Origin of the sequence: Youhaiella tibetensis, assembly GCF_008000755.1 — a bacterium.
In the GTDB taxonomy this organism is placed as follows: Bacteria; Pseudomonadota; Alphaproteobacteria; order Rhizobiales; family Devosiaceae; genus Paradevosia; species Paradevosia tibetensis.
The window spans coordinates 4267663-4291194 of record NZ_CP041690.1; the positions used below are offsets into that span (position 1 = coordinate 4267663).

The 23532-nt window shown below is 65.0% G+C and carries 22 protein-coding genes; 12 read left to right on the forward strand and 10 right to left on the reverse strand.

Translation table 11 applies throughout. From position 1 onward, the window contains the following. Window positions 1–5: 5 nt before the first annotated feature. A complete protein-coding gene (locus tag FNA67_RS20940; protein ID WP_049706998.1) occupies window positions 6–671 on the forward strand; it encodes an LON peptidase substrate-binding domain-containing protein in 666 nt (221 codons plus the stop codon). Beyond that, the gene (locus FNA67_RS20945; RefSeq protein WP_049706999.1) at window positions 668–901 is read left to right on the forward strand and encodes a Trm112 family protein; all 234 of its coding nucleotides are present in this window, start codon (window positions 668–670) and stop codon (window positions 899–901) included. Before FNA67_RS20940 ends, FNA67_RS20945 begins: the two co-directional genes overlap by 4 nt. Here the strand turns inward: FNA67_RS20945 and FNA67_RS20950 are convergent. After that, entirely contained in the window at window positions 898–2115 is a 1218-nt protein-coding gene (locus tag FNA67_RS20950) for an FAD-dependent monooxygenase (RefSeq protein ID WP_147658019.1), read from the reverse strand. The two genes, FNA67_RS20945 and FNA67_RS20950, sit on opposite strands and share 4 nt — an antisense overlap. Before the next feature lie 279 nt (window positions 2116–2394). Between FNA67_RS20950 and FNA67_RS20955 the strand changes: the two genes are divergently transcribed. The 7 genes from FNA67_RS20955 (at window position 2395) to FNA67_RS20985 (ending at window position 9838) form a co-directional block, all read left to right on the forward strand. Further along, on the forward strand, window positions 2395–2733 hold the full coding sequence (locus FNA67_RS20955; RefSeq protein ID WP_049707001.1) for a P-II family nitrogen regulator: 339 nt from the start codon (window positions 2395–2397) through the stop codon (window positions 2731–2733). Between the two features lie 22 nt (window positions 2734–2755). Then, on the forward strand, window positions 2756–4072 hold the full coding sequence (locus FNA67_RS20960) for an ammonium transporter (RefSeq protein WP_049707002.1): 1317 nt from the start codon (window positions 2756–2758) through the stop codon (window positions 4070–4072). A 366-nt stretch (window positions 4073–4438) separates the two neighbouring features. Beyond that, window positions 4439–7174, forward strand: coding sequence for a DNA translocase FtsK (locus tag FNA67_RS20965; RefSeq protein WP_188569627.1), 2736 nt, complete (start codon window positions 4439–4441; stop codon window positions 7172–7174). Window positions 7175–7259: 85 nt separating this feature from the next. Further along, window positions 7260–7904 (forward strand): SRPBCC family protein, encoded by a 645-nt coding sequence (locus tag FNA67_RS20970; RefSeq protein WP_210246408.1) that lies wholly within the window; start codon window positions 7260–7262, stop codon window positions 7902–7904. A 2-nt stretch (window positions 7905–7906) separates the two neighbouring features. Beyond that, window positions 7907–8248 (forward strand): ArsR/SmtB family transcription factor, encoded by a 342-nt coding sequence (locus FNA67_RS20975; RefSeq protein ID WP_147658020.1) that lies wholly within the window; start codon window positions 7907–7909, stop codon window positions 8246–8248. 88 nt (window positions 8249–8336) lie between these two features. Then, a complete protein-coding gene (locus tag FNA67_RS20980) occupies window positions 8337–8963 on the forward strand; it encodes a LolA family protein (RefSeq protein WP_049707005.1) in 627 nt (208 codons plus the stop codon). A 68-nt stretch (window positions 8964–9031) separates the two neighbouring features. Next, window positions 9032–9838 carry an exodeoxyribonuclease III gene (locus FNA67_RS20985; RefSeq protein ID WP_049707006.1) on the forward strand — a complete coding sequence of 269 codons (807 nt, stop codon included), beginning with the start codon at window positions 9032–9034 and terminating at the stop codon, window positions 9836–9838. A gap of 66 nt (window positions 9839–9904) precedes the next feature. On the opposite strand, the gene FNA67_RS20990 is transcribed toward FNA67_RS20985, so the two are convergent. The 3 genes from FNA67_RS20990 to FNA67_RS21000 form a co-directional block, all read right to left on the reverse strand. Continuing rightward, window positions 9905–10363 carry a cyclic nucleotide-binding domain-containing protein gene (locus FNA67_RS20990; protein WP_049707007.1) on the reverse strand — a complete coding sequence of 153 codons (459 nt, stop codon included), beginning with the start codon at window positions 10361–10363 and terminating at the stop codon, window positions 9905–9907. Window positions 10364–10511: 148 nt separating this feature from the next. Then, entirely contained in the window at window positions 10512–11195 is a 684-nt protein-coding gene (locus FNA67_RS20995) for a response regulator transcription factor (protein ID WP_049707008.1), read from the reverse strand. A gap of 150 nt (window positions 11196–11345) precedes the next feature. Then, entirely contained in the window at window positions 11346–12020 is a 675-nt protein-coding gene (locus FNA67_RS21000) for a YggS family pyridoxal phosphate-dependent enzyme (RefSeq protein WP_147658021.1), read from the reverse strand. 124 nt (window positions 12021–12144) lie between these two features. Between FNA67_RS21000 and leuS the strand changes: the two genes are divergently transcribed. From leuS to holA, 3 genes are read left to right on the forward strand one after another with little or no spacing between them, the layout of a single operon-like run. Then, on the forward strand, window positions 12145–14763 hold the full coding sequence (leuS, locus tag FNA67_RS21005; RefSeq protein WP_147658022.1) for a leucine--tRNA ligase: 2619 nt from the start codon (window positions 12145–12147) through the stop codon (window positions 14761–14763). Continuing rightward, complete coding sequence (locus FNA67_RS21010) at window positions 14750–15277, forward strand: hypothetical protein (protein ID WP_147658023.1); 528 nt, start codon at window positions 14750–14752, stop codon at window positions 15275–15277. The genes leuS and FNA67_RS21010 overlap by 14 nt, the downstream gene beginning before the upstream one ends. Then, on the forward strand, window positions 15274–16296 hold the full coding sequence (gene holA, locus FNA67_RS21015) for a DNA polymerase III subunit delta (RefSeq protein ID WP_147658024.1): 1023 nt from the start codon (window positions 15274–15276) through the stop codon (window positions 16294–16296). Before FNA67_RS21010 ends, holA begins: the two co-directional genes overlap by 4 nt. Window positions 16297–16529: 233 nt before the next feature. On the opposite strand, the gene FNA67_RS21020 is transcribed toward holA, so the two are convergent. The 6 genes from FNA67_RS21020 to rho form a co-directional block, all read right to left on the reverse strand. Further along, window positions 16530–17411, reverse strand: coding sequence for a ParB/RepB/Spo0J family partition protein (locus FNA67_RS21020; RefSeq protein WP_049707013.1), 882 nt, complete (start codon window positions 17409–17411; stop codon window positions 16530–16532). A 21-nt stretch (window positions 17412–17432) separates the two neighbouring features. Further along, on the reverse strand, window positions 17433–18233 hold the full coding sequence (locus tag FNA67_RS21025) for a ParA family protein (RefSeq protein WP_145976828.1): 801 nt from the start codon (window positions 18231–18233) through the stop codon (window positions 17433–17435). 27 nt (window positions 18234–18260) lie between these two features. Next, entirely contained in the window at window positions 18261–18911 is a 651-nt protein-coding gene (gene rsmG, locus FNA67_RS21030) for a 16S rRNA (guanine(527)-N(7))-methyltransferase RsmG (RefSeq protein WP_147658025.1), read from the reverse strand. Further along, entirely contained in the window at window positions 18911–20773 is a 1863-nt protein-coding gene (mnmG, locus tag FNA67_RS21035; protein WP_147658026.1) for a tRNA uridine-5-carboxymethylaminomethyl(34) synthesis enzyme MnmG, read from the reverse strand. The genes rsmG and mnmG overlap by 1 nt, the downstream gene beginning before the upstream one ends. Window positions 20774–20868: 95 nt before the next feature. Next, window positions 20869–22167, reverse strand: a complete 1299-nt coding sequence (mnmE, locus tag FNA67_RS21040; protein ID WP_147658027.1) for a tRNA uridine-5-carboxymethylaminomethyl(34) synthesis GTPase MnmE — start codon at window positions 22165–22167, stop codon at window positions 20869–20871. 15 nt (window positions 22168–22182) lie between these two features. Then, on the reverse strand, window positions 22183–23448 hold the full coding sequence (gene rho, locus FNA67_RS21045; protein WP_049707018.1) for a transcription termination factor Rho: 1266 nt from the start codon (window positions 23446–23448) through the stop codon (window positions 22183–22185). Window positions 23449–23532: the final 84 nt, after the last annotated feature.

The window sequence follows — 23532 nt, forward strand, 5'->3', positions numbered from 1 at the left end:
CGACCATGCACAAGCGCCCCACCTCTCCAGCAGATCTGCCCCGCAGCGTGCCGATCTTCCCGTTGTCGGGGGCGCTTCTGCTGCCGTTTGCCCACCGCCCCCTCAACATTTTCGAGCCGCGCTATGTGCGCATGGTCGATGACGCCCTGGCCGGCGACCGCCTGGTCGGCCTCATCCAGCCGGTGGATACGAGCGAGGAATCGCCGCGCGGCCGGGCCCAGCTCCAGAACATCGGCTGCCTGGGCCGGCTCACCCACTGGGAAGAGAACGGGGAAGGCCGCTACTTCATCATCCTCGAAGGGGTGACGCGCTTCGAGCTGGTCTCCGAGCTCACCGTCATGACCCCCTACCGCCAGGCCCAGATCTCGGCGACCGGTTTCGCCAGCGACTTCGACCGCAAGTTCGGCGAGGACGAGGTGGACCGCCCGCGCTTCCTCAAGATGATGCGCGACTATGCCGAGTTCGGCGATTTCGACCTCAACTGGGACGAGATCGAAAAGACCGGCACCGCCGACCTCGTCAATTTCTGCTGCATGGTCAGCCCCTATGGCGCGCGCGAAAAGCAGGTGCTGCTCGAGGCCAAGTCGCTGTCGGATCGCGCCGAGACCCTGATCGCGCTGGCGGAGATCGAGATGGCCAAGGGCGACGGCGACGCGCCCCTGCTGCAATGACCGACCAGCGCCACGTCCTCGACCGCCACACGCTCGAAATGCTGGTCTGCCCGCTGACCAAGACGCGCCTGCTGCTCTCGCCCGAGGGCAACGAGCTGATTTCGGTGGCCGCGCACCTGGCCTTTCCCATCCGCCAGGGCGTGCCGATGTTGGCGCTCGACGAAGCGCGCCAGATCGACCTTTCCGAACTGCGCCGCCTGCCCGACCTGGGCGGAAGCCCCGAGCGCTAGAGCGGCTGCCCGCGCAACAGCCTCGGACCATCCCGTTCGAGCCCGGCTGCCCGCGAGATGAGGAAGTCCTTGACCGGCGGCAGCCTGTCGACGACGCCCAGCCCGAAATCGCGCACCGCGCGCACCGGGGCCAGGTCATTTGAGAACAGCCGGTTCATCCCGTCGGTGACCATGGCCATGAGCGCCGTATCGAACCGGCGCCAGCGCTCATAGGCCACCAGCACGTCGTCCGCGCCGTGGTCGAGCCCGAGCCGCATGGCCTGGACCACGACCTCGGCCAGCGCCGCCACGTCCTTGAGGCCGAGGTTGAGACCCTGCCCGGCGATGGGATGGACCACATGGGCGGCGTCCCCGATCAGCGCCAGGCGCGGTGCCGCGAAATCGCGCGCGATCTGCATGCGCAGCGGAAACACCTGCAGCCGGTCCTCGAGCGTGACCGCGCCCAGCGTCGAGCCCATGACCTCCTCGATCTTGAGCGCTACCTCTTCGGGTGGCAACGCAAGGTAGCGCGCCGCGTCTTCCGGACGCTCCGTCCAGACCAGCGAGGAGCGCCGGCCGGGCAGCGGCAGGCTGGCAAAGGGACCGGCGGGGCGGAAATGCTCATAGGCCACGCCCTCGTGGTCGAGCTCGTGCCCGATGGTGGTGACGATCCCCGATTGCCCATAGTCGTGGTTGATGGTGGTGATGCCGGCCATGGCGCGCAGGGCCGAGTTCGCCCCGTCGGCGGCAACCACGAGAGGTGCCTTGAGCACGCGGCCATCGCCGAGCGTCAGCGTCCCTCCGCCCGCCTGGGCGGCAAAAGCCTTGACCTCGACCGGCGCCAGGAATGTCGCCTTCTCCCCCAAAGCCTCGAGCATGGCTCGCGTCATGGCGGTATTGGGGACGAGATGGGCGAAAGGCTCGCCCGGCGCCACTTCGCCCTGGAAATCGAGAAACAGCGGGCGGGCGATGTCGCCCGAGCCCGAATCGGTGATTCGCATCTCGCGCACCGGCTGTGCCTCGCCCGCCAGCGCGTCCCATACGCCCAGCGTCTCGAGCACCCGGCGCACGCCCGCCGCGATCGAGGAGGCGCGCTTGTCGTTGGGCACGCTCACCGGGCGGCGGTCGAGAATGCCGATCTTCACCCCGCCGACGAACCGGCTCAGGCTCAGGGCCAGCGCCAGGCCCACCGGCCCTGCGCCCACGATCAGCACGTCGTATTGGTCTTCCTGCATGGCTCTCCCGCCTCCTGGGCCGCGGCGCCTCTTTTCCACCCTTTGGCCATTTCCGGCAACCACCGGTCTCCGCCTAATTTTGCGGCAACTTTCCGGAATCTGCCCAATCGATAATCACGGCTATGGCTCTGCCGATCCGACCTGGGCTTCATAATCGCTTAACCAAAGACGATTTCGCTTCAAAATCAATGACATGAGAAATGTGGCCGGAGTCTGGCACGGCATTTGAGTCTGAAGGGGGCATCGAAGACTCAAGCGAGGCTCATGAAAGGAGCTCCCATGAAACTGGTGGTTGCAATCATAAAACCGTCGCGGCTCGAAGAGGTTCGTCAGGCGCTCAACTCGCTCGATGTACATGGAATGACCGTGACCGAAGTCAAGGGTTACGGCCGCCAGAAGGGACATTCGGAAATCTACCGCGGCACCGAATACGCCGTGCATTTCCTGCCCAAGCTCAAGATCGAGATCGCGGTTGACGACGCCCAGGCCGACGCCGTCAGCACGGCCATCCGGGAATCGGCACAGACCGGCCGGATCGGCGACGGCAAGATTTTCGTGCTCGACCTCGAACAAGTCACCCGCATTCGCACCGGCGAGACCGGCGCGGCCGCTCTCTAACGCCGCTTTTGGAGGCTCAACAATGACAACTATCAAGACGTCAAAGATACTGGGGGCGGCGGCGCTCGCATCCCTTGCCATGGCCCTGCCGGCTTTCGCGCAGGACGCCACGCCCACCATCGACACCGGCGACACGTCCTGGATGATCGTGTCCACCGTGCTGGTGCTGCTCATGATCATCCCGGGCCTGGCCCTGTTCTACGGCGGCCTCGTACGCGCCAAGAACGTGCTCTCGATCCTGATGCAGGTGCTGGCCGGCTTCTGCATGATCTCCCTGCTCTGGGTGGCCTATGGCTATTCGCTGGCTTTCGGCGGCCCCACCGAAGGCGGACTCTCCGGCTTCGTCGGTGACCTCTCCAAGTTCTTCCTCAACGGCGTGCCGCCCGATGCGCTTTCGGGCACCATTCCCGAGCTGGTCTTCGTGGTCTTCCAGCTGACCTTCGCGGCCATCACCTGCACCCTCATCGTCGGCGGCATCGCCGAGCGCATGAAGTTCGGCGCAGTGATGCTGTTCCTGGCCATCTGGTTCACCTTCTCCTACGTGCCGATCGCCCACATGGTCTGGTTCTCGGGCGGCCTGCTCTTCCAGATGGGCGCTCTCGACTTCGCCGGCGGCACCGTCGTTCACATCAACTCCGGTGTTGCCGCCCTCGTCGCCGCCATCGTGCTTGGCCCGCGCATGGGCTTCCTCAAGGAACCGATCGCCCCGCACAACCTGGTCTTCACCTTCGTGGGCGCCAGCCTGCTGTGGGTCGGCTGGTTCGGCTTCAACGCCGGTTCGGCCCTGGCTGCCAACGGCACTGCCGCCCAGGCCTTCCTCAACACCATCACCGCTCCCGCCGCCGCGGCTCTCGCCTGGGCGCTCGGTGAAAAGTTCACCCGTGGCCATGCTTCTCTCCTCGGCGCCGCTTCGGGCGCCGTGGCCGGCCTCGTCGCCATCACCCCGGCCGCCGGCTTTGCCGGCACCTTCGGCTCGATCGTGCTCGGCGCCGTCGCCAGCCTCATCTGCCTGTGGGCCGTCGTGACCCTCAAGCCGCTCCTCAAGTACGACGACAGCCTGGACGTCTTCGGCATCCATGGCATCGGCGGCATCGTGGGCGCCATCGGCACGGCCATCGTAGCCGCTCCCTCGCTCGGCGGGTTCGGTGCCGAGGGCTATTCGATCGGTGGCCAGCTCGTCACCCAGATCACCGCCGTGGTCATCGCCGTGGTCTGGTCGGCAGTGGTTGCCTTCGTCGCCCTGATGATCGTCAAGGCGGTCATGGGCCTGCGCGTCACCGAATCGGCCGAGACCGATGGCCTCGACCTCACCTCGCACGGCGAGCGCGCCTACAACTGACGGTCTTGCGGCGGCGATCCTCCTCCCCGCCGCCGCACGACCAACCCGGATGGCCCGGTACGCCGGACCATCCACCCCGCCAGAACCTGCCCATGCGGTTGGTCGCGGCGTGCAGCCCATGTCCTCTTGGCCCGCCACAGAGGCTTCCCACTCGCAAACCACATGGGCTGCACCCCGGGACCAACAACAGTCCAGAACGACCCGTCCGGCTGTCCTCGCCGGAGGGGTTTTTCTTTGCCCGCCCCGACGCTTCTGCGCGGCCGGGCAGGGTTAGCGTGGGATTAACCATGGAACGCTAGCATCGCGGCAGTTTGGGCGACCCCTCTCCGGGACCAATCGCTCGCGTCATCAGTAAAGACCCCGCTCATGCCGACACGCCCCACCCCGATGCTCGAAAACTTCTCGACCGCCCAGCCGGCACCGGTCCTGGCGATTCGCATCCCGGTGCGGCTCGCCGGTTTCGTGCTCCTGGGGCTGGTGGCGGTGATCATGATCGCCATGGCCTCCTGGTCGGTGGACGATCCGAGCCTCTCCTATGCCACTGCAAAGCCGGCCTCGAACTGGCTGGGCTTCCCAGGGGCGGTGATCGCCGACCTGGTCATCCAGCTCTTCGGCCTCGCCGTCATTCCCGCCCTGGTGCCGCTGGCCCTGTGGGGCTGGAATTTCGTGCGCCGGCGCGCCCCCACCCGCATGGGGCTGCGCGTCCTCGCCTGGGCCGGCGCCACCCTGCTGGTGACCGGCGTCTTCTCCTTCATCGCCGTTCCCGAGACCTGGCCGCTGCCCACCGGGCTCGGCGGCCTCATCGGCGCGAGCTTCTTCAACCTCGCCACCATGGTGAGCGGCGGCACCCCGACCGGCATCACCCCGACGCTCTTTTCGATCATTCTCGTTTCCCCCGCCCTCGCCCTGCTCTGGATCGCGCTGGGCCTCAAGGCGCTGCCCGTGGGCAAGGGCGCCGAGGCCGCTGCCGCCAAGCCGGCCCAGCGCAAGAGCGCCGAGCGCGACCGCGCCACCGCGCAGGACGACCAGGAGGTCGATGACGAGTACGGCGAGAGCGAACGCAACCCCATTCTCGACGTCACCCTGGGCGCCCTGGTCCACATGGGCTATTCGGTCCAGACTGCCTTCCGGCGCGCCCGCAGCCAGGCGCGCGAAAAGCGCGCCGCCGAGGACGCCCAGTGGCGCGGCCACGATGTCGAGCCGCAGGTCGATGTCGGCGCCGCACCTGCCGTCGCTCCCCCGGAGACCTTCCGGGAAGCCGCGCCGGCGCCCGAACGCCGCGTCGTCCAGGTCCATTCCGGCTACAATCCGCGCGCCAACGCCGCTGCCCAGCCGGCTACTGACCGTTCCGAGGACGCCGAGCTCGACTATCCCGATGACGCCGACGACTATGTCGAGGACGATTTTCCCTTCGAGCCCGACGCGGACGACGTCTATGCGCCGGTGCCCGAGGTTCGCCCGGTCGCCCAGAGCCCGACGCGCCCTGCTCCCCAGCCGGCGCCGGTCGTCTCCCCGCGCATCACCGCTCCCGCTGCCCGTCCCGTACAGGGCGCCCGCGTCGCCCGCGAAGCCCAGGGCTCGCTCCTCGACGACGATCCGTTCGGGTTCGAACTGCCCGCGCTCTCGCTGCTGGCCGAACCCAAGCACAAGGGCCCCAGCCCCGAGCATGCCCCAGAGCGGCTCGAGGAAATGGCGCGCCAGCTCGAAGGCGTGCTCGAGGACTTCGGCGTCAAGGGCGACATCATCAACGTGCGCCCCGGTCCGGTGGTCACGCTCTATGAGCTCGAGCCGGCCCCCGGCATCAAGTCGAGCCGCGTCATCTCACTGGCCGACGATATCGCCCGCTCCATGAGCGCCATTTCGGCGCGCGTCGCCGTCGTGCCCGGCCGCAACGCCATCGGCATCGAACTGCCCAACCAGAACCGGGAAACCGTCTATCTGCGCGAGATGCTCGGCTCCGCCGACTTCGAGAAGATGAAGGGCAAGCTGCCCATCTGCCTGGGCAAGACCATCGGCGGCGAGCCGGTGATCGCCGACCTCGCCCGCATGCCGCACCTGCTCATCGCCGGCACCACCGGCTCGGGCAAGTCGGTGGGCATCAACACCATGATCCTCTCGCTGCTCTATCAGATGACGCCCGAGCAGTGCCGCCTGATCATGATCGACCCCAAGATGCTCGAGCTGTCGATCTATGACGGCATCCCGCATCTGCTCACGCCCGTCGTCACCGACCCCTCCAAGGCCGTGGTCGCCCTCAAATGGGCCGTCCGCGAGATGGAGGACCGCTATCGCAAGATGTCGAAGATCGGCGTGCGCAACATCGACGGCTTCAACCAGCGCGTCGGGGAAGCCCACAAGAAGGGCGAGGTCATCACCCGCACCGTTCAGACCGGCTTTGACCGCGAAACCGGCGAAGCCATCTTCGAAAGCGAGCAGTTCGACCTCGAGCCGCTGCCCTATATCGTCATTATCGTGGACGAAATGGCCGACCTGATGATGGTGGCCGGCAAGGACATCGAAGGCGCCATCCAGCGCCTCGCCCAGATGGCCCGCGCCGCCGGCATCCACATGATCACAGCCACCCAGCGCCCCTCGGTGGACGTCATCACCGGCACCATCAAGGCCAACTTCCCGACCCGCGTCTCCTTCCAGGTGACCTCCAAGATCGACAGCCGCACCATCCTGGGCGAACAGGGCGCCGAAACCCTGCTCGGCAACGGCGACATGCTCTATATGGCCGGCGGCGGCCGCATCAAGCGCCTCCACGGCCCCTTCGTCTCGGACGGGGAAGTGGAATCGATCGTCAACCACCTCAAGGCCCAGGGCCAGCCCGACTACCTCGATTCCATCACCGAGGAAGAGGACGAGGAAGGCGGCGGCGCCATGGTCGAGGACGAATATGGCGGCTCGGGCGACGAGCTCTACGACAAGGCCGTCAACATCGTGCTGCAGGACAAGAAGGCCTCAACCTCCTACATCCAGCGGCGCCTCGCCATCGGCTACAACAAGGCGGCGACCCTGATCGAGCGCATGGAACGCGAAGGCGTCATCAGCCAGGCCAACCATGCCGGCAAGCGCGAGATCCTCGTCGGCAGCGACTAGGCGTCAGGACGAAAAGACCTGCTCCGGCTTGTATTTCATGTTTCACTTATATAAGTGGAATATGACGCAAGAAGGAGGATGTTGTATGGATTTCGACCTTGCCACCCATCTGGGCTCCATGAGCCGGCGCGTGGAGACCCTGCAATACCAGGGCATTGCCGCCAAGGCGGTGGTGCTCTGGCGGGTCTACCCCACCGATGCCGATGACCTCTGGGAAGCGCTGACGACGCCCGATCGCCTCAGGCGCTGGTTCCTGCCGGTTAGCGGCGACCTTAAACTCAACGGACGCTATCAGTTCGAAGGCAATGCCGGCGGCATCATCACCGCCTGCGATCCCCCGCGCCGGCTGGAGGCGACGTGGGAATTCGCCGGCGGCAAGAGCTGGGTCATCGCGACGCTGGCGCCTGAAGGCCAGGGCACGCGTTTCGAGCTGCGCCACATCGCGCCGGTCGACGATCACTGGAAGACGTTCGGCCCGGGTGCGGTCGGGGTCGGCTGGGATCTCGGTTTCCTAGGGCTCGCCCGCCATGTCGACGCCCCCGAGGCGGCCAGGCCGCCCGAGGCGAACCCCGACTGGATGGCTTCGCCCGAAGCTCTGGCGCTTTACCGCTCGACCAGCACCGCCTGGGCCGAAGCGGCCATTGCCGATGGCGAGGATGAGGCAACCGCCCGCCAGTCGGCCGAGCGGACGCGGAAGTTCTATTCGGGCGAACCAACCACAGGGGATTGAGCTTGCATGCCTTTGACGTCCTCGGCGACCCGGTGCGCCGGCGCATACTGGAACTGCTCGCCGAGGGCGAACTGACCTCGGGGGCGGTGGTGGAGATCATCGGCCGGGAATTCGGCATCTCCCAGGCCGGCGTCTCCCAGCATCTCAAGGTGCTGCGCGAGAGCGGCTTCGCCACCGTCAGACCCGAGGCGCAGAAGCGCATCTATGCGATCGACCCCGCCCCGCTCCAGGAGATCGACGGCTGGCTCGAGCACTTCCGCAGGTTCTGGACGCACAAGCTCGATGCCCTGGGCACAGAGGTGGCACGGGGCCGCAAGGCGCGCGGGGACCCACCGGCGCGATGAACGCCACGTGAACGGAACCAACCACCTGTTGCCGCAATTGGTTTCTAGGTAAGCTTTCACCTTGAACCCTAAAGGGACGAGATACTTCATGATTCGCCGCGATGCCCTTCTGCTTGGTCTCACCGCACTTCTCGCCTCGGCCGTTCCCGCTCTCGCGCTCGACCGGCAGCTGACCCCCGAGGAAACCGCGCTCATCCAGCAGATCGGCGAACACAACTCGGCCATCCGCTCCATGGCCGGCCGCTTCCTGCAGGTGGACAGCCAGGGCGGGCGCACCGAGGGCACGTTCTTCCTCGAACGCCCCAACAAGGTGCGCTTCCGCTACAACCCGCCCTCGCGCGAAGAGATCATCTCGGTCGGCCGCGGCTTTTACGTCATCAACCGCAAGGACCAGACCCAGTACGCCTATCCCCAGGACCGCATCCCGCTGCGCAACTTCCTGGGCGACAAGATCGACCTGCTCAGCGCCAATGTCGTGGATGTGACCAGTTCGGACGCCTATATGGCGGTGACGGTCTCGGACGACACCCCGATCGGGGTGGTGCAGGTGGGCCTGATCTTCGACAAGCAGACCCTGGACCTGGCCCAGTGGACGCTGACCGAGCCGAGCGGGGCCGAACTCACCTTCTCGCTCTACGACATCCAGAAGGACGTCCAGATTCCAAAATCCTATTTCTACATCGACCCGACCTATAAGGCGGTCGAGCCCAAATAGGCCGCTAACCCTTTGCCGGAGGGCGGACTTTGCGCCATAAAGGCGCCGGCCCACCCTCGAGAGTTTCAATGTCCGTTTCCGTCGCCACCTGGAACATCAATTCCGTTCGCCTGCGTCTGCCCATCGTCCTGGATTTCCTCAGGCAGTATCAGCCCGACGTGCTCATGCTCCAGGAAATCAAGTGCACAAACGACCAGTTCCCGGCCAACGCCTTCACCGAGGCGGGCTATCCCTACCAGGCCGTCCACGGCCAGAAGGGCTACCACGGCGTCGCCATCGTCTCGAAGTTTCCGCTGACCGACATTTCGAGCAAGGTCTTCTGCGAGATTCCCGATAGCCGGCATGTCTCTGCGCTCCTCGATTTCGGCCAGGGCGCCGTCAAGTTCCACAATTTCTACATCCCGGCCGGCGGGGACGAGCCCGATCCCGCGATCAACCCCAAGTTCAAGCACAAGCTGGGGTTCCTGGACGAGCTCAAGCATTGGTTCGCCACCCCCGATTTCGAGCGCGGCCACCTGATCGCGGGCGACTTCAACATCGCCCCGCACGAAAACGACGTCTGGAGCCACAAGCAGCTCCTCAAGGTCGTCAGCCACACGCCGGTCGAAACAGAGGCGTTGACCGCCCTGCTCGAGGGAGGCCACGGCTGGGTGGACCTGGTGCGCAAGCACATCCCCTATGACCAGAAGCTCTATTCGTGGTGGAGCTATCGCGCCCGCGACTGGAACGCGGCCGACAAGGGCCGCCGGCTCGACCATATCTGGGCCACCGCCGACATCGCCGCCCACACCACCGGCGCCGAGATCCTGCGCCCCGCCCGCGGCTGGAGCGACAAGCCCTCCGACCACGTGCCCGTCATCACCCGCTTCGCCTGAGAAGCCGGCAGGGCGCGCGTACGGGCGCGCACCTCGTGATTCACGTGAAGCAAAAAAGGCAGGGACCTAGATCTGGTCCTTGCGGATGCGCCCCTTGAGCGGGGCCAGCGCGCCCAGGTACCCGGTGAGTTCGCGCCGGATGTGATCGGCGGCGCGCGCGGCGAGATCAGGGTACTGCGTTGCCAGCTTGAGGAAAGCGTGGCGCGGCACGAAAAGGGTTTCGGAGGCGAAGACCGCCGTCACCGTCACCGGGCGCGGCCTGGCGATGACCAGCGCCACCGCGCTCACCAGCGTGCCTTCTCCGGAAAGATCGTGGAACCTGCCGCCGCCCTCGGGCGTGGTGCGCAACCGCCCCGAAATCAGCACATGGGCGCCGTCGGGGATGTCGCCGGCCTTGTAGACGACCTCGCCGGCCTCGAAACGGCGACGCTCGCTGGCAAAGGCGAGAAGACGCCTTTGCTCGTTGTCGCAGATCTCGAAGAATTCGGCGTGCGCCAGAATGGTCGCCGCGTCGTCCAGTTGCATTGTGCCCCAGTCCTTGCCAGAGCACATCGGCCGCGGTGCTGCAAATGACCGGATTGCGCTCTTAACGCTTTATAGAGAGCCAAATTCTGTTCGCAAACTCTCTAGATAGCGGTTTTCCGCCGCGTAAGGACCCGCGGCGGTAGGCTTTTTACGGCACGAGACGATAACCGCCCTCTTCGGTGACCAGCAGGCGGGCATTGGAGGGGTCGCGCTCGATCTTCTGGCGCAGCCGGTAGATGTGGGTTTCCAGCGTATGGGTGGTGACCCGGTTGTTGTAGCCCCACACCTCCTTGAGCAGCACATCGCGCGTAATGGTCTTGGGACCCTGGCGATAGAGGTACTTGAGGATGGAGGTTTCCTTGTCGGTCAGGCGCACCTTGCCGCCATCGGAGGATTCAAGCAGTTTCGCCGCCGGCTGGAAGCTGTATTGGCCGATGGTGAACACCACGTCCTCGCTCTGGTCGTGCTGGCGCAGCGCGGCGCGGATACGCGCCAGCAGCACCGAGAACCGGAACGGCTTGGTGATGTAGTCATTGGCGCCCGATTCGAGCCCCAGGATCTCGTCGGCATCGCTGTCATGGCCGGTGAGCATGAGGATCGGGCCCTTAAAGCCTTCGCGGCGCAGAATCTTGACGGCCTCGCGGCCATCCATGTCCGGCAGGCCGACATCGAGGACCATCAGGTCCACGTGAGCCTCGCGCACGGCCTTGAGCGCTTCGTTGGCCGAGCCGGCCTCGGCAATGTCGAACTCACGATACTGCATGAGCTGCTCGACCAGTGTCGTGCGCAGATCAGCATCGTCGTCGACCAGAAGAATTCGGCGCTTGTTCATTCTCGGCAATTCCCTCGAAGGCAGGCCCCCCGGCTCGCCCATCAAATGTAGGTGCGATAGGGGCTTGTGCCAATCACAAGCCTGTTATGGAGATAGGAACGACGCTTCCCCCCGCAAAGTTGCAGGGACGCGTTAATTCCTTGAAGGCGCTTAAAGACTTGCGGCCCGCCGCCCGAAAAGCGCCGAGCCGACACGCACATGGGTGGCGCCCATGGCGATGGCGGTTTCGAAGTCCGCGCTCATGCCCATCGAGAGCCAGGGAAGCTGCGCCTGGCGCCCGAGCGTGGCCAGATGCGCAAAGAAGGGTCCCGCCGGCTCGCCCTCGGGCGGGATGCACATGAGGCCCCTGATATCGAGCCGGTACTCGCCCTGGCAATGGCGCACGAAATCGAGCGCCTCCCCGGGCGCAATGCCGGCCTTTTGCGGTTCGCCCCCGATATTGACCTGGACGAGGCAGGGCAGTTCGCGCCCGGCCCGATCCATCTCCTCGCGCAGCACCCGGGCCAGCTTGTCGCGATCGAGCGTCTCGATGACGTCGAAGAGCGCCACCGCCTCGCGCGCCTTGTTGGTCTGGAGCGGGCCGATGAGATGGAGCTGCACATCCCGATAGGCGGCCTTGAGCGCCGGCCACTTGCCCTGCGCCTCCTGCACGCGGTTTTCCCCGAAAACCCGCTGGCCGGCCTTGAGGAAAGGCTCGACCGCATCGGCCTCGAAAGTCTTGGACACGGCGACCAGCGTCACCGCCTCGGGAGGGGCGCCGAACCGCTCATGGGCGCGCGCGATGCGCCCGTTGATTTCGGCCAGCCTTGTTTCCGCCGTCTCCATAATTCGAAACTACCTTGTTTTGGTTGACCGCGCCGGGCTTTTCTGGTGATGGTCCGGTAGCCAAAAACCCCCGATAACGCAACATAATCGGCAGATATCTGCCCTTCTTCCAGGACGACTTACAGTGAGCGTCGAACGCTATAACCCGCGCGAAAAAGAGCCCCATTGGCAAAAGGTCTGGCAGGACCGCAAATCCTTCGAGGTCGCCAACGACGACCCGCGCGAGCGCTACTACGTCCTCGAAATGTTCCCCTACCCCTCCGGCCGCATCCATATGGGCCATGTGCGCAACTATTCGATGGGCGACGTCGTGGCCCGTTACCAGCGCGCCAAGGGCAAGAACGTGCTGCACCCCATGGGTTGGGACGCCTTCGGCCTGCCGGCGGAAAACGCCGCCATCGAGCGCAAGGTGGCGCCCGGAGCCTGGACCTACCAGAACATCGCCACCATGCGCGACCAGCTCAAATCCATGGGCCTCTCGCTCGACTGGAGCCGCGAGATCGCCACGTGCGATCCCTCCTACTACCAGCACCAGCAGGCCATGTTCATCGATTTCCTCGAGGCCGGCCTGGTCTCGCGCAAGAAATCCAAGGTCAACTGGGATCCCGTGGACCACACCGTGCTCGCCAACGAGCAGGTGATCGACGGTCGCGGCTGGCGCTCGGGCGCCCTGGTCGAGCAGCGCGAGCTGACCCAGTGGTTCCTCAAGATCTCGGACTTCTCCGAGGACCTGCTGGCCGCCATCGATGGCCTGGACGAATGGCCCGAGAAGGTGCGCACCATGCAGCGCAACTGGATCGGCAAGTCCGAGGGCCTGCGCCTGCTGTTCGAAGTGGCCGAGGGCGCCAACTACGCCACGAGCGTTGAAGTCTTCACCACCCGGCCCGACACGATTTTCGGCGCTTCCTTCGTCGCGCTTTCGGCCGACCATCCGCTGACCACCGCGCTCGCGGCGGGCAATGACGAACTGACGGCCTTCGTCGAGGAATGCCACCGCCTGGGCACCGCCACCGAAGCCATCGAGAAGGCCGAAAAGAAGGGCTATTTCACCGGCTTGCGGGTCAAGCATCCGGTGCTCGAGGGCGAGACCCTGCCCGTCTATGTCGCCAATTTCGTGCTAATGGACTACGGCACCGGCGCCATTTTCGGCTGCCCGGCCCATGACCAGCGCGACCTCGATTTCGCCCGCAAGTACGACCTGCCGGTCATTCCCGTCGTGCTGCCGCCCGATGCCGACCCCGAGGCGTTCGCTGTAGGCGAAGAGGCCTATACCGGCCCGGGCAGCATCTATCACAGCCAGTTCCTAGACGGGCTGGCGGTCGATGCCGCCAAAAAGGAAATCGCCGCCTATTTCGGCGCGCGGACCGTGGACGGCCGCCCCCAGGGCGTAGTCGAGACCAATTATCGCCTGCGAGACTGGGGCATTTCGCGCCAGCGCTACTGGGGCTGCCCGATTCCGGTGATCCATTGCGAGGTCTGCGGCACCCTGCCGGTGCCCAAGAAGGACCTGCCGGTGCGCCTCCCCGAAGACGTGAGCTTCGACAAGCCCGGCAATCCGCTCGACCACCATCCGAGCTGGAAGCACGTCAACTGCCCACAATGCGGCGGCGCGGCGCGGCGCGAAACCGACACCATGGATACGTTCGTGGATTCGTCCTGGTATTACGCCCGCTTCACCTCGCCCCAGGCGGCGACGCCGACCGAACCGGCCGTGGCCAGCGCCTGGCTGCCGGTCGACCAGTATATCGGCGGCATCGAGCATGCCATCCTGCACCTGCTCTATTCGCGCTTCTTCATGCGCGCCATGAAGGCGACCGGGCACGTGGTGGGGATCGACGAGCCCTTCAAGGGTCTCTTCACCCAGGGCATGGTGACGCACGAGACCTATAAGACCACGACGGGCGAATGGGTGCTGCCGTCCGAGGTGATCCTCGAGGCGAGCGGCGATATCCGTTCGGCCAAGCGCGTCGGCTCGGGCGAGGACCTGGTCATCGGCTCGATCGAGAAGATGAGCAAGTCCAAGAAGAATGTCATCGACCCCGACGAGATCGTGGCGACCTATGGCGCCGATACCGCCCGCTGGTTCATGCTTTCCGACTCCCCGCCCGAGCGCGACGTGCAGTGGACCGAGGCCGGCATCGAAGGCGCCAGCCGCTTCCAGCAGCGCGTCTGGAAGCTGGTGGCCGATACGGTCGCTATTCTCGAACACTCCAAGGACGCTGTTGCGCAGGGCGATGACGGTGTGCTGGCGCTGCGCAAGGCCACGCACCGCGCCGTCAAGGAGATCGGCGAGGCCATCGAGGGCCTGCGCTTCAACCGCGCCGTCGCCCAGATCTACGAGTTGACCAATGCCCTGGCCAAGTTCGTGCAATCCTATGGCGACAAGCCCACGGCCGGCCAGGTGGCCGCGCTTTCCGAGGGCGTCGAGCGGCTGGTGCAAATGATCGCCCCCATGATGCCGCACCTTTCCGAAACCTGCTGGGCCGAACTGGGCAAGCACGGCCTTGTCGCCGACGCGCCCTGGCCGGCGGTCGAGCCGGCGCTGCTGGTCGACGACGAGGTAGTGATCGCCATCCAGGTCAACGGCAAGCGCCGCGCCGAGCTGACGATCGCCAAGGGGGCTTCCCGTGAAACAGTGGAAGCGGCCGTCTTGTCTCTCGAGCCGATTGCCCGCATGCTGGAGGGCAATGCGCCCAAAAAGCTCATCATCGTGCCCGATCGGATCGTCAATGTGGTCATCTAAGCGCGCTGCCCGCAACGCATTGGTTTCATTGGCGCTTTTGGCGCCGGTGCTCGCGGTTGCGGGCTGCACGACCCTGACCCCGGTCTATTCGGATGCGGCCATGGCGGAGGCGAAATACGCCTTCAACTTCGCCCAGCCCAGATCCCGGCTCGACCAGATCGCCTATCAGGAACTGGCCCTGCGCTTCCAGGCCGGCAAGCCCGATTCGCCTCTGCTGACGGTTTCGGTTTCGAGCGGTGGGCGCACGCTGACGCGCTCGGCCACCGTCAATCCCGTGACCAACAGGGAGGCCATTGCCTATGGCACGGTGGTCATCACCGACGGTTTCGGCAAGCGGCTGTTCGCCGCGTCGCGCAATGCCAGTGCCAGCTACCAGACCAATGGCCAGGTCGTCGCCGACACGGAAGCCTATCGCTCGGCCAGCGAACAGGCGGCGCGCGCCGTGACCGAAAGCCTGCGCCTGGCGATCCTGGCCGGTTATCCCGGCCCCATCGGCCTGCCCGCCGCCCAATGACCGCCCTCAAGGCGCATGAAGTCGCCCGTTTTCTGACGCGTCCCGACCTGAGCGAGGGCATTTTCCTCGCTTACGGGCCCGACACGGGCCTCGTGCGCGAGACCGCCCAGACCCTCGTACGCCAGCTGTCCGGCGAAAAGGGTCAGGGCACGGAAGTCGTCACCTTCGAAGGCGCCGAACTCGACGCCGATCCCTCGCGCCTGGCTGTCGAGGCGCGCACCCCGTCGCTTTTCGGCGACAAGCGCATCATCCGCGTGCGTGGCGCCACCAAGTCGCTGGTGATGACGCTGACCGAGATCCGCGACGATCCCCAGGGCGCCGTGATCATCCTCGAAGCGGGCAACCTCACGCCCAAGGACGCACTGCGGGCCCTGGTCGACGCGGCCAGGTTCGGCCGGTCGCTCCCCTGCTACGCCGATAGCGATGAAACCATCGCGGCGCTCATTCGCGACACTTTTTCCAAGAATGGCATCCGCGCCGATGGCGACGTGGTAACGACGCTACGCGAAACCCTGGGCAATGACCGCGAGATCACCCGCCGCGAGCTCGAAAAGCTCGTGCTCTATGCCGCGCAAAGCAAGGTCTTGACGGTCGAGGACGTGGTGACGCTCTGCGCCGACAATGCGGCGCTGGTCATCGACCAGATCGCCGACGCCGCCGGGACCGGGCACGCCCACAAACTCGACGACGCCATCAACCGCGCCATCGGCAATGCCGTAGACCCGCAGCGCCTGCTGGCAACCTCGCTGATCCACTTCAACATGCTGCGACGCCTGCGCGCCGAGGTCGATGCCGGCCGCTCGGCCCGCGACGTCCTCGACAATGCGCGGCCACGGCCGCATTTTTCCCGCCGCAACGCCCTTGAGCAGCAATTGCGCCTCTGGACCGACCCGGCCCTCGCCAATGCCTGCGAGCGCCTGCAGACCGCGACCGGAGAGAGCCGGCGCAAGCCGGCGCTGGCCGAAACGCTGTTCCGCCGCACCATGCTGGCACTCTGCATGGCCGCCGCCGAGCGCTAAAGGTCGTTCGACCTTTCGCCCGGCGGGTGCTGCCCACCAACTAGCCCCACCACCGGGCTTCCCAGGAGTTGATCCGGAGCCCATCGCACCCTTCGATGGGCGTGGAGTGAGTCCGTGGCCCCGGCTGGGGGGCCTTCGACGCACGAGCGGAGTTAGAAAGACCCGTCCCAAAAAAGCAAACGCGGGCTCGAAAGCCCGCGTTTCACGTGAAACCTGCGGCTAAGCCGCTGAAATCAGAACGATTCTCGCGAGGAGAGCCGTGAGCAGATGGCGTCGAGCTGCTCGACCGTGCGATAGCGGATCTCGAGCTTGCCGCCGGTCGGCGAGTGATTGATGGTCACCGCCAGGCCCAGGAAATCGGACAGCTGCTTCTCGATGGCGCGGGTATCGGCGTCCTTCTCGACCGGCGGAGAGGCCGGGCGCTTGCGCGGCTGAACGGCTTCGCGCTGGCTGAGCGCTTCCGCTTCGCGCACCGACAGGCCTCCGCCCACGATCTGGCGCGCCAGGGCCGCCGGATCCTCGGCCGTGATGAGCGTGCGGGCGTGACCGGCGGTCAGCTCGCCGCGGGCGAGCATATCGCGGACATCGTCCGGCAGGCGCAGCAGCCGCAGCGTATTGGCGACGTGCGAGCGGCTCTTGCCGATCACCTGCGCCAGGTCCTGCTGGGTATAGCCGAACTGATCCATCAGCTGCCCATAGCCCATGGCTTCTTCGAGCGGGCTCAGATCGGCGCGCTGCACGTTCTCGATAATGGCGAGTTCGAGCGCTTCCTTGTCATCGACATCGCGGATGATGACCGGGACATCGTGCAAACCCGCCTTCTGCGAAGCACGCCAGCGGCGCTCGCCGGCGATGATCTCAAAAATGTTCGGATCGTTGGTCGGACGCACCAGCAGCGGCTGCATCACGCCCTTCTCGCGGATCGAATTCGTCAGGTCTTCGAGCTGGTCCGGATCGAAATCGCGGCGCGGATTGGCGCGGTTGGCGACGAGGAATTCCACCGGCAGGCGCTTGCTGCCGCTGGAGGACTCAGCGACCCGGGCACCTTCCATGGTCGCCATGTCGCCGATAAGGGCGGCAAGGCCGCGGCCGAGACGGGAGGGTTTGTCGTTCATGGTCCCAAAAGACTCCTGTCGTTAGGCGGCCGCGAGACGCCGTTCCCGGCGGATCACTTCGGTGGCGAGGCGCAGATAGGCCTGGCTGCCGGCGCATTTGAGATCGTAAAGAAGCGCCGGCTTGCCGTAGGACGGCGCCTCCGACAGCCGCACATTGCGCGGAATGACCGTATCGTAGACGAGTTCGCCCATTTCCTGGCGGACGTCGGCCAGCACCTGCTCAGAGAGATTGTTGCGGCGGTCGAACATGGTCATGACCACGCCCTGGATCGAAAGGCGCGGATTGAGGGTGGAGCGGATCTGCTCGATGGTCTGCAGCAGCTGGCTCAGGCCCTCGAGGGCGAAGAACTCGCACTGCAGCGGCACCAGCACCGCATCGGCCGCCACCAGCGCATTAATGGTGAGCAGGTTGAGCGACGGCGGGCAATCGATCAGCACGTAACTCACCGGCTTGCCGTCGATGGTCAGCTCGTTGATGGCCTTGAAGGCGTCCCGCAGCCGGAAGGCGCGGTCGGCATTGGCGGCAATGGTCAATTCGACGCCGAGCAGGTCGAGGGTCGAGGGCACAATGGCGACGTTGGGAACGCTGGTCATCACCGAGGCCTCGGCGATCCGCGCTTCGCCAACGAGCAGGTCGTAGCTCGAAATCTCGCGATTGGCGCGATCGATGCCCAGGCCCGTCGAAGCGTTGCCCTGCGGATCAAGATCGATGATCAGCACGCGCTCACCGACGGCGGCCAGCGCGGTAGCCAGGTTGATTGCGGTGGTGGTTTTGCCGACGCCACCCTTTTGGTTGGCGAGTGTCAAAATGCGGGGAGCCAAGGCGCCCTCCAGGATAATTGCCGCTAACTATCTGTCTTTTCGGCTCAAATTGCTGAGCTCAAGCAAGACACCGTTCGGATCGGTATCGCTCCTGGTTACTAACACGTTAAAGGCGAACCGGGTACTGGCTTGTTCGATCTCTTCAACATGTTCCCTGCCCTTGTGCAGGATGGCGCGCGTATTCGGGCCAAAGAAGGGCAACATCATACCGCACAGGGTCTCGAGATTGGCCAGGGCGCGGGACGTGATGACGTCGGGGACGAATGTTTCACGTGGATCAATTTGCTCGATCCGGCGCGAATCGACCTTGGCATCCAGCCCAAGCTCGCGCGCTACGGTCCTGAGAAAGCTCACTTTTCTCTGTGTCGGCTCGACCAGAAGATAGTGCGCCCTCCCCTTGAGCGCGGTTGCCAGCGGTATCGCCGGAAAGCCGCCACCACTGCCCAAATCGATAAAATTTGAATCCTTTTCGGTGATTCTCGAGAGCGTTTGCAGGCTGTCCGCCATGTGGCGGGTCCAAAGCTCGGTCAATGTTTCACGTGAAACAAGATTCTGTATCCTCTGCCATTTCCTCAGGAGATCAGCATAGGATTCCAGATCGCGAGCAACGGATTCTACATCACGCGTCAGCGAGCTGGCGTAAGGCGCGACCGCTGCTAGAGCCTCGGAAGACGCCATCAGCTCGCCTTGGCCATGCCGCCGCGCCGAATCACCGACAGCAACAGCGTGATAGCGGCAGGTGTCACCCCATCGATGGACTGCGCCTGCGCAATGGTTGATGGCCGGTGCACCGCGAACTTCTGGCGCAGCTCCATGGAAAGACCGGGGATGGCGGCGTAGTCGACCCAATCGGGAATGGCCCGGCTCTCGTCCCGCTTGACCGCCTCGATGTCGGCACGCTGCCGATCGAGATAGACGGCATACTGCGCGTCGATGGAGAGCTGCTCGAGAATCGGCAACGGCAGCGAGGCAATCTCGGGCCAAGTACGGGCGATATCGCTGATCTCGACATCGGGGTAGGACAACAGGTCGAAGGCCGAGCGGGCCTTGCCATCGGCATTGACCGCAAAGCCGGCCTTGCGGGCTTCTGTCGGCGTAACGGAAAGGGTTTTCAGAAGGTCAAGACCCTTGACGAGCTGATTTTTCTTATCGTGATAAGCACTTGCGCGCTCTTCACCGACGAGACCGATATCTATGCCGAGCTGCGTCAGTCGCTGATCGGCATTGTCCGAACGCAGATGCAGGCGGAACTCGGCGCGCGAGGTGAACATGCGATAAGGCTCGCTGACGCCGCGCGTCACCAGGTCATCGACCATGACCCCGAGATAGCTCTCCGTGCGCGACAGGATGATCTGGTCGCGACCGAGCGCCCCGAGCCCAGCATTGGCGCCGGCCAGGAGACCCTGCGCACCGGCTTCCTCGTAGCCGGTGGTGCCATTGATCTGGCCGGCGAGATAGAGGCCCGGAAGGCGCTTGAGTTCGAGACTGGCCTTGAGTTCGCGCGGATCGACGTGATCGTACTCGATAGCGTAGCCCGGGCGGATGATGACCACATTTTCGAGCCCAGGCATGGAGCGCAGGAACGCCTCCTGCACATCGGCGGGCAGAGACGTTGAAAGGCCATTCGGATAGATCGTCGGATCGTCCAGCCCTTCCGGCTCGAGGAAGATCTGGTGGCTGTCGCGGTCGGCGAAGCGCACGATCTTGTCCTCGATCGAAGGACAATAGCGCGGGCCGCGGCTCTGGATACGTCCAGAATACATGGCCGAGCGATGGATATTGTCGGCGATGATGCGGTGGGTCTCCTCGGTCGTGCGCGTGATGAAGCACGAGACCTGCGGCGTCGTGATCGCGCGCGTCAACGCCGAGAAGGCTTCGGGGGGATCGTCGCCCTGCTGTTCTTCGAGAATGGCGAAGTTGATCGAGCGGCCGTCGAGTCGTGCGGGCGTGCCGGTCTTGAGGCGGCCCAGTTGCAGGCCCAAGGCCTCCAGACGCGTCGATAGCCCCAGCACCGGCTTCTCGCCAAGGCGGCCCGCCGGCGTGGTTTCCTCCCCGCGGTGGATGAGGCCGCGCAGGAAGGTACCGGTGGTCAGAACCGCGGATTTCGTGGAGAAAGATCGTCCGTCAAGAAGCTTGACGCCGGTCACGGCGCCGTCGGTGACAATGAGATCGTCGACTTCGCCTTCGATGACATCGAGATTGGCCTGGGCGGTGATCGCCGCCTGCATAGCCTCGCGATAGAGCCTGCGATCTGCCTGCGCGCGCGGTCCGCGCACGGCGGGGCCCTTGCGGCGATTGAGGACGCGGAACTGGATGCCGGCAAGATCCGCGACACGGCCCATGAGACCATCGAGCGCATCGATCTCGCGCACGAGATGGCCCTTGCCCAACCCGCCGATGGCAGGATTGCAGCTCATTTCGCCGATGGTCGCGAACTTGTGGGTAATGAGAGCGGTGGGAACACCCAGGCGCGCCGACGCGGCCGCAGCCTCGCAGCCCGCATGTCCGCCCCCCACAACGATGACGCCGTAGTCAGTCATGATCTTCTCCGGAAGTCCGGGGGTTTAGGCCATTGTTTCACGTGAATCAATGCCGGCGGCGCCGGGGCGGCACGCCCGCGATTGTTTCACGTGAATCATTTGCCGATGCAGAAGGCGGAAAACAGCCGGTCCAGCACCATTTCAGTGTCTATGCGGCCCAGAAGTCGCTCAAGCGCCACACCGGCTAGCCGCAGGTGCTCAGCCGTGAATTCGGAGACCTCCAACCCGGCGATCGCAGCGTCAACTTCGAACAGGGCAGCCTCCAACCCCTGTCGGTCCCGTTCGCGGCTGACGAGGGCGGGTTCCCCCTGCCCGGCGAGTTCCTGAGCAAAGCTTGTGAGCCTTGCCGTCAGCGCATCGAGGCCATCGCCGGTGCGGGTGGAAATGGCAAGATCTCCGGCCGCGACGCCGAGATCGGACTTCGTCGCTACCCGCCAGATCGGCGCCTCGGTCGCCGGTATCGTCGCCGGTTCGCCGTCCGGGGCTTCCAGCCAGAGCACCAGGTCGGCGATTTCGAGTTCGGCCCTGGCGCGGCGAACGCCTTCAGCCTCGGCCTTGCTGTCGGTTTCGCGCAAGCCGGCCATGTCGACCATGACCACGAGCTGTCCGGAGAGATCGATGGCGACGTCACGGACGTCGCGAGTGGTGCCGGGCTCGTCGGTCACGATGGCCAGTTCGGACTTGGCCAACGCGTTGAGGAGGCTCGACTTGCCGGCATTGGGCGCCCCGGCGAGGGCTACCCGCACGCCTTCGCGCACGATGCGTCCCCGGGTAACGCTTTCGATCGCCGCGGCGAGTTCGCCCCGGAGCGTGGCAAGAGCCATCGCGAAGTCGGCGGGCAGGTCGTCGGTTACATCGCCTTCATCGGAGAAGTCGAGACGGGCCTCGATTTCGGCACGAAGGTCGAGCAGGGTTTCGCGCCAGCCGCCCAGCTTGGTCGAAAGTCCGCCGGCGGCGCGGGCCACGGCCTGACGGCGCTGGCTTTCCGTTTCGGCCTCGAGGAGGTCGCCCAAGCCTTCGACCTCCGTGAGATCGAGCTTGCCGTTCTCGAAGGCACGACGGGTGAACTCGCCCGCCTCGGCAAGGCGAACGCCGGGTTCGTCGGTCAAGGCGCGCAAGATTGCGCGGACGACGGCGGGGGAGCCGTGCACCTGGAGTTCGGCGCAGTCTTCGCCGGTGAAGCTATTGGGAGCGGGGAAGAAGACCAGAAGACCGGAATCAAGGACTTCGTCCTTGAACCTGAACCTGGTGAGGTGGAGGGTGCGCGGCTTTGGCAGGACACCGCGCAGCTCCCGGATAATGCCGGGCGTTGCGGGACCCGAAAGGCGGATCACCGCAACGCCGGATGGCAGGCTGCCCGTCGAGAGGGCGACAATGGTATCGCCTTCACGCATGGGCGAGAGAACCTTTTAGGTGTTCATCGACTCGAAGAATTCGCCGTTGGTCTTGGTCTGGCGGACCTTGTCCATCAGGAATTCCATGGCGTCGATCGTGCCCATGGGCGAGAGGATGCGACGGAGCACATACATCTTCTTCAAGATATCGGGCTCGACCAGCAGCTCTTCCTTGCGGGTACCCGACTTGGTGATGTCGAGCGCCGGGAAGATGCGCTTGTCGGCGACCTTGCGGTCGAGGATGATTTCCGAGTTACCGGTGCCCTTGAACTCTTCGAAGATGACTTCGTCCATGCGGCTGCCGGTATCGATGAGGGCCGTCGAGATGATGGTGAGCGAGCCGCCATCCTCGATATTGCGCGCCGCGCCGAAGAAGCGCTTGGGGCGCTGCAGGGCGTTGGCATCCACACCACCGGTCAGCACCTTGCCCGAGCTTGGCACCACGGTGTTGTAGGCGCGGCCGAGGCGAGTGATCGAATCGAGCAGGATCACCACGTCGCGCTTGTGTTCGACCAGGCGCTTGGCCTTCTCGATCACCATCTCGGCGACCTGGACGTGGCGGCTGGCCGGCTCGTCGAAGGTCGAGGAAATCACCTCGCCCTTCACCGACCGCTGCATGTCCGTCACTTCTTCGGGACGCTCGTCGATGAGGAGCACGATGAGATAGCACTCGGGGTGATTGGTCGCGATCGACTGTGCGATATTCTGCAACAGTACGGTCTTACCAGTACGCGGCGGCGCAACGATGAGGGCGCGCTGCCCCTTGCCGAGCGGAGCAACCAGGTCGAGCACGCGGGCCGAACGATCCTTGATGGTGGGATCGGGCAGTTCCATGCGCAGCCGCTCGTCGGGATAGAGCGGGGTCAGGTTGTCGAAGTTGATCTTGTGACGGACCTTTTCGGGGTCCTCGAAATTGATGGTGTTGACCTTGAGCAGCGCGAAATAGCGCTCGCCTTCCTTGGGGGACCGGATCTGGCCCTCGACCGTGTCGCCGGTACGCAGCGAGAAGCGCCGGATCTGGGAGGGGCTTACATAGATGTCGTCGGGACCGGGAAGGTAGTTGGCATCGGGGGAACGAAGGAAACCGAAACCGTCCGGAAGGACTTCGACCACGCCCTCGCCCGTGATGTCGACTTCCTTGGCCGCCAGTTCCTTGAGGATGGCGAACATCAGTTCCTGCTTGCGCATGGTCGAGGCGTTTTCGACCTCGTGCTCCTCGGCGAATGCAAGCAATTCTGCCGGGGATTTGGCCTTAAGCTCGCTGAGCTTGAGATTCTGCATACGGGATGACCCTATGGGACAGTCGGTGGGAATTTCGAAAGGAGGGGGAACACCGCGGCGGCGGCCAGGCTCGGGCCGGACTCA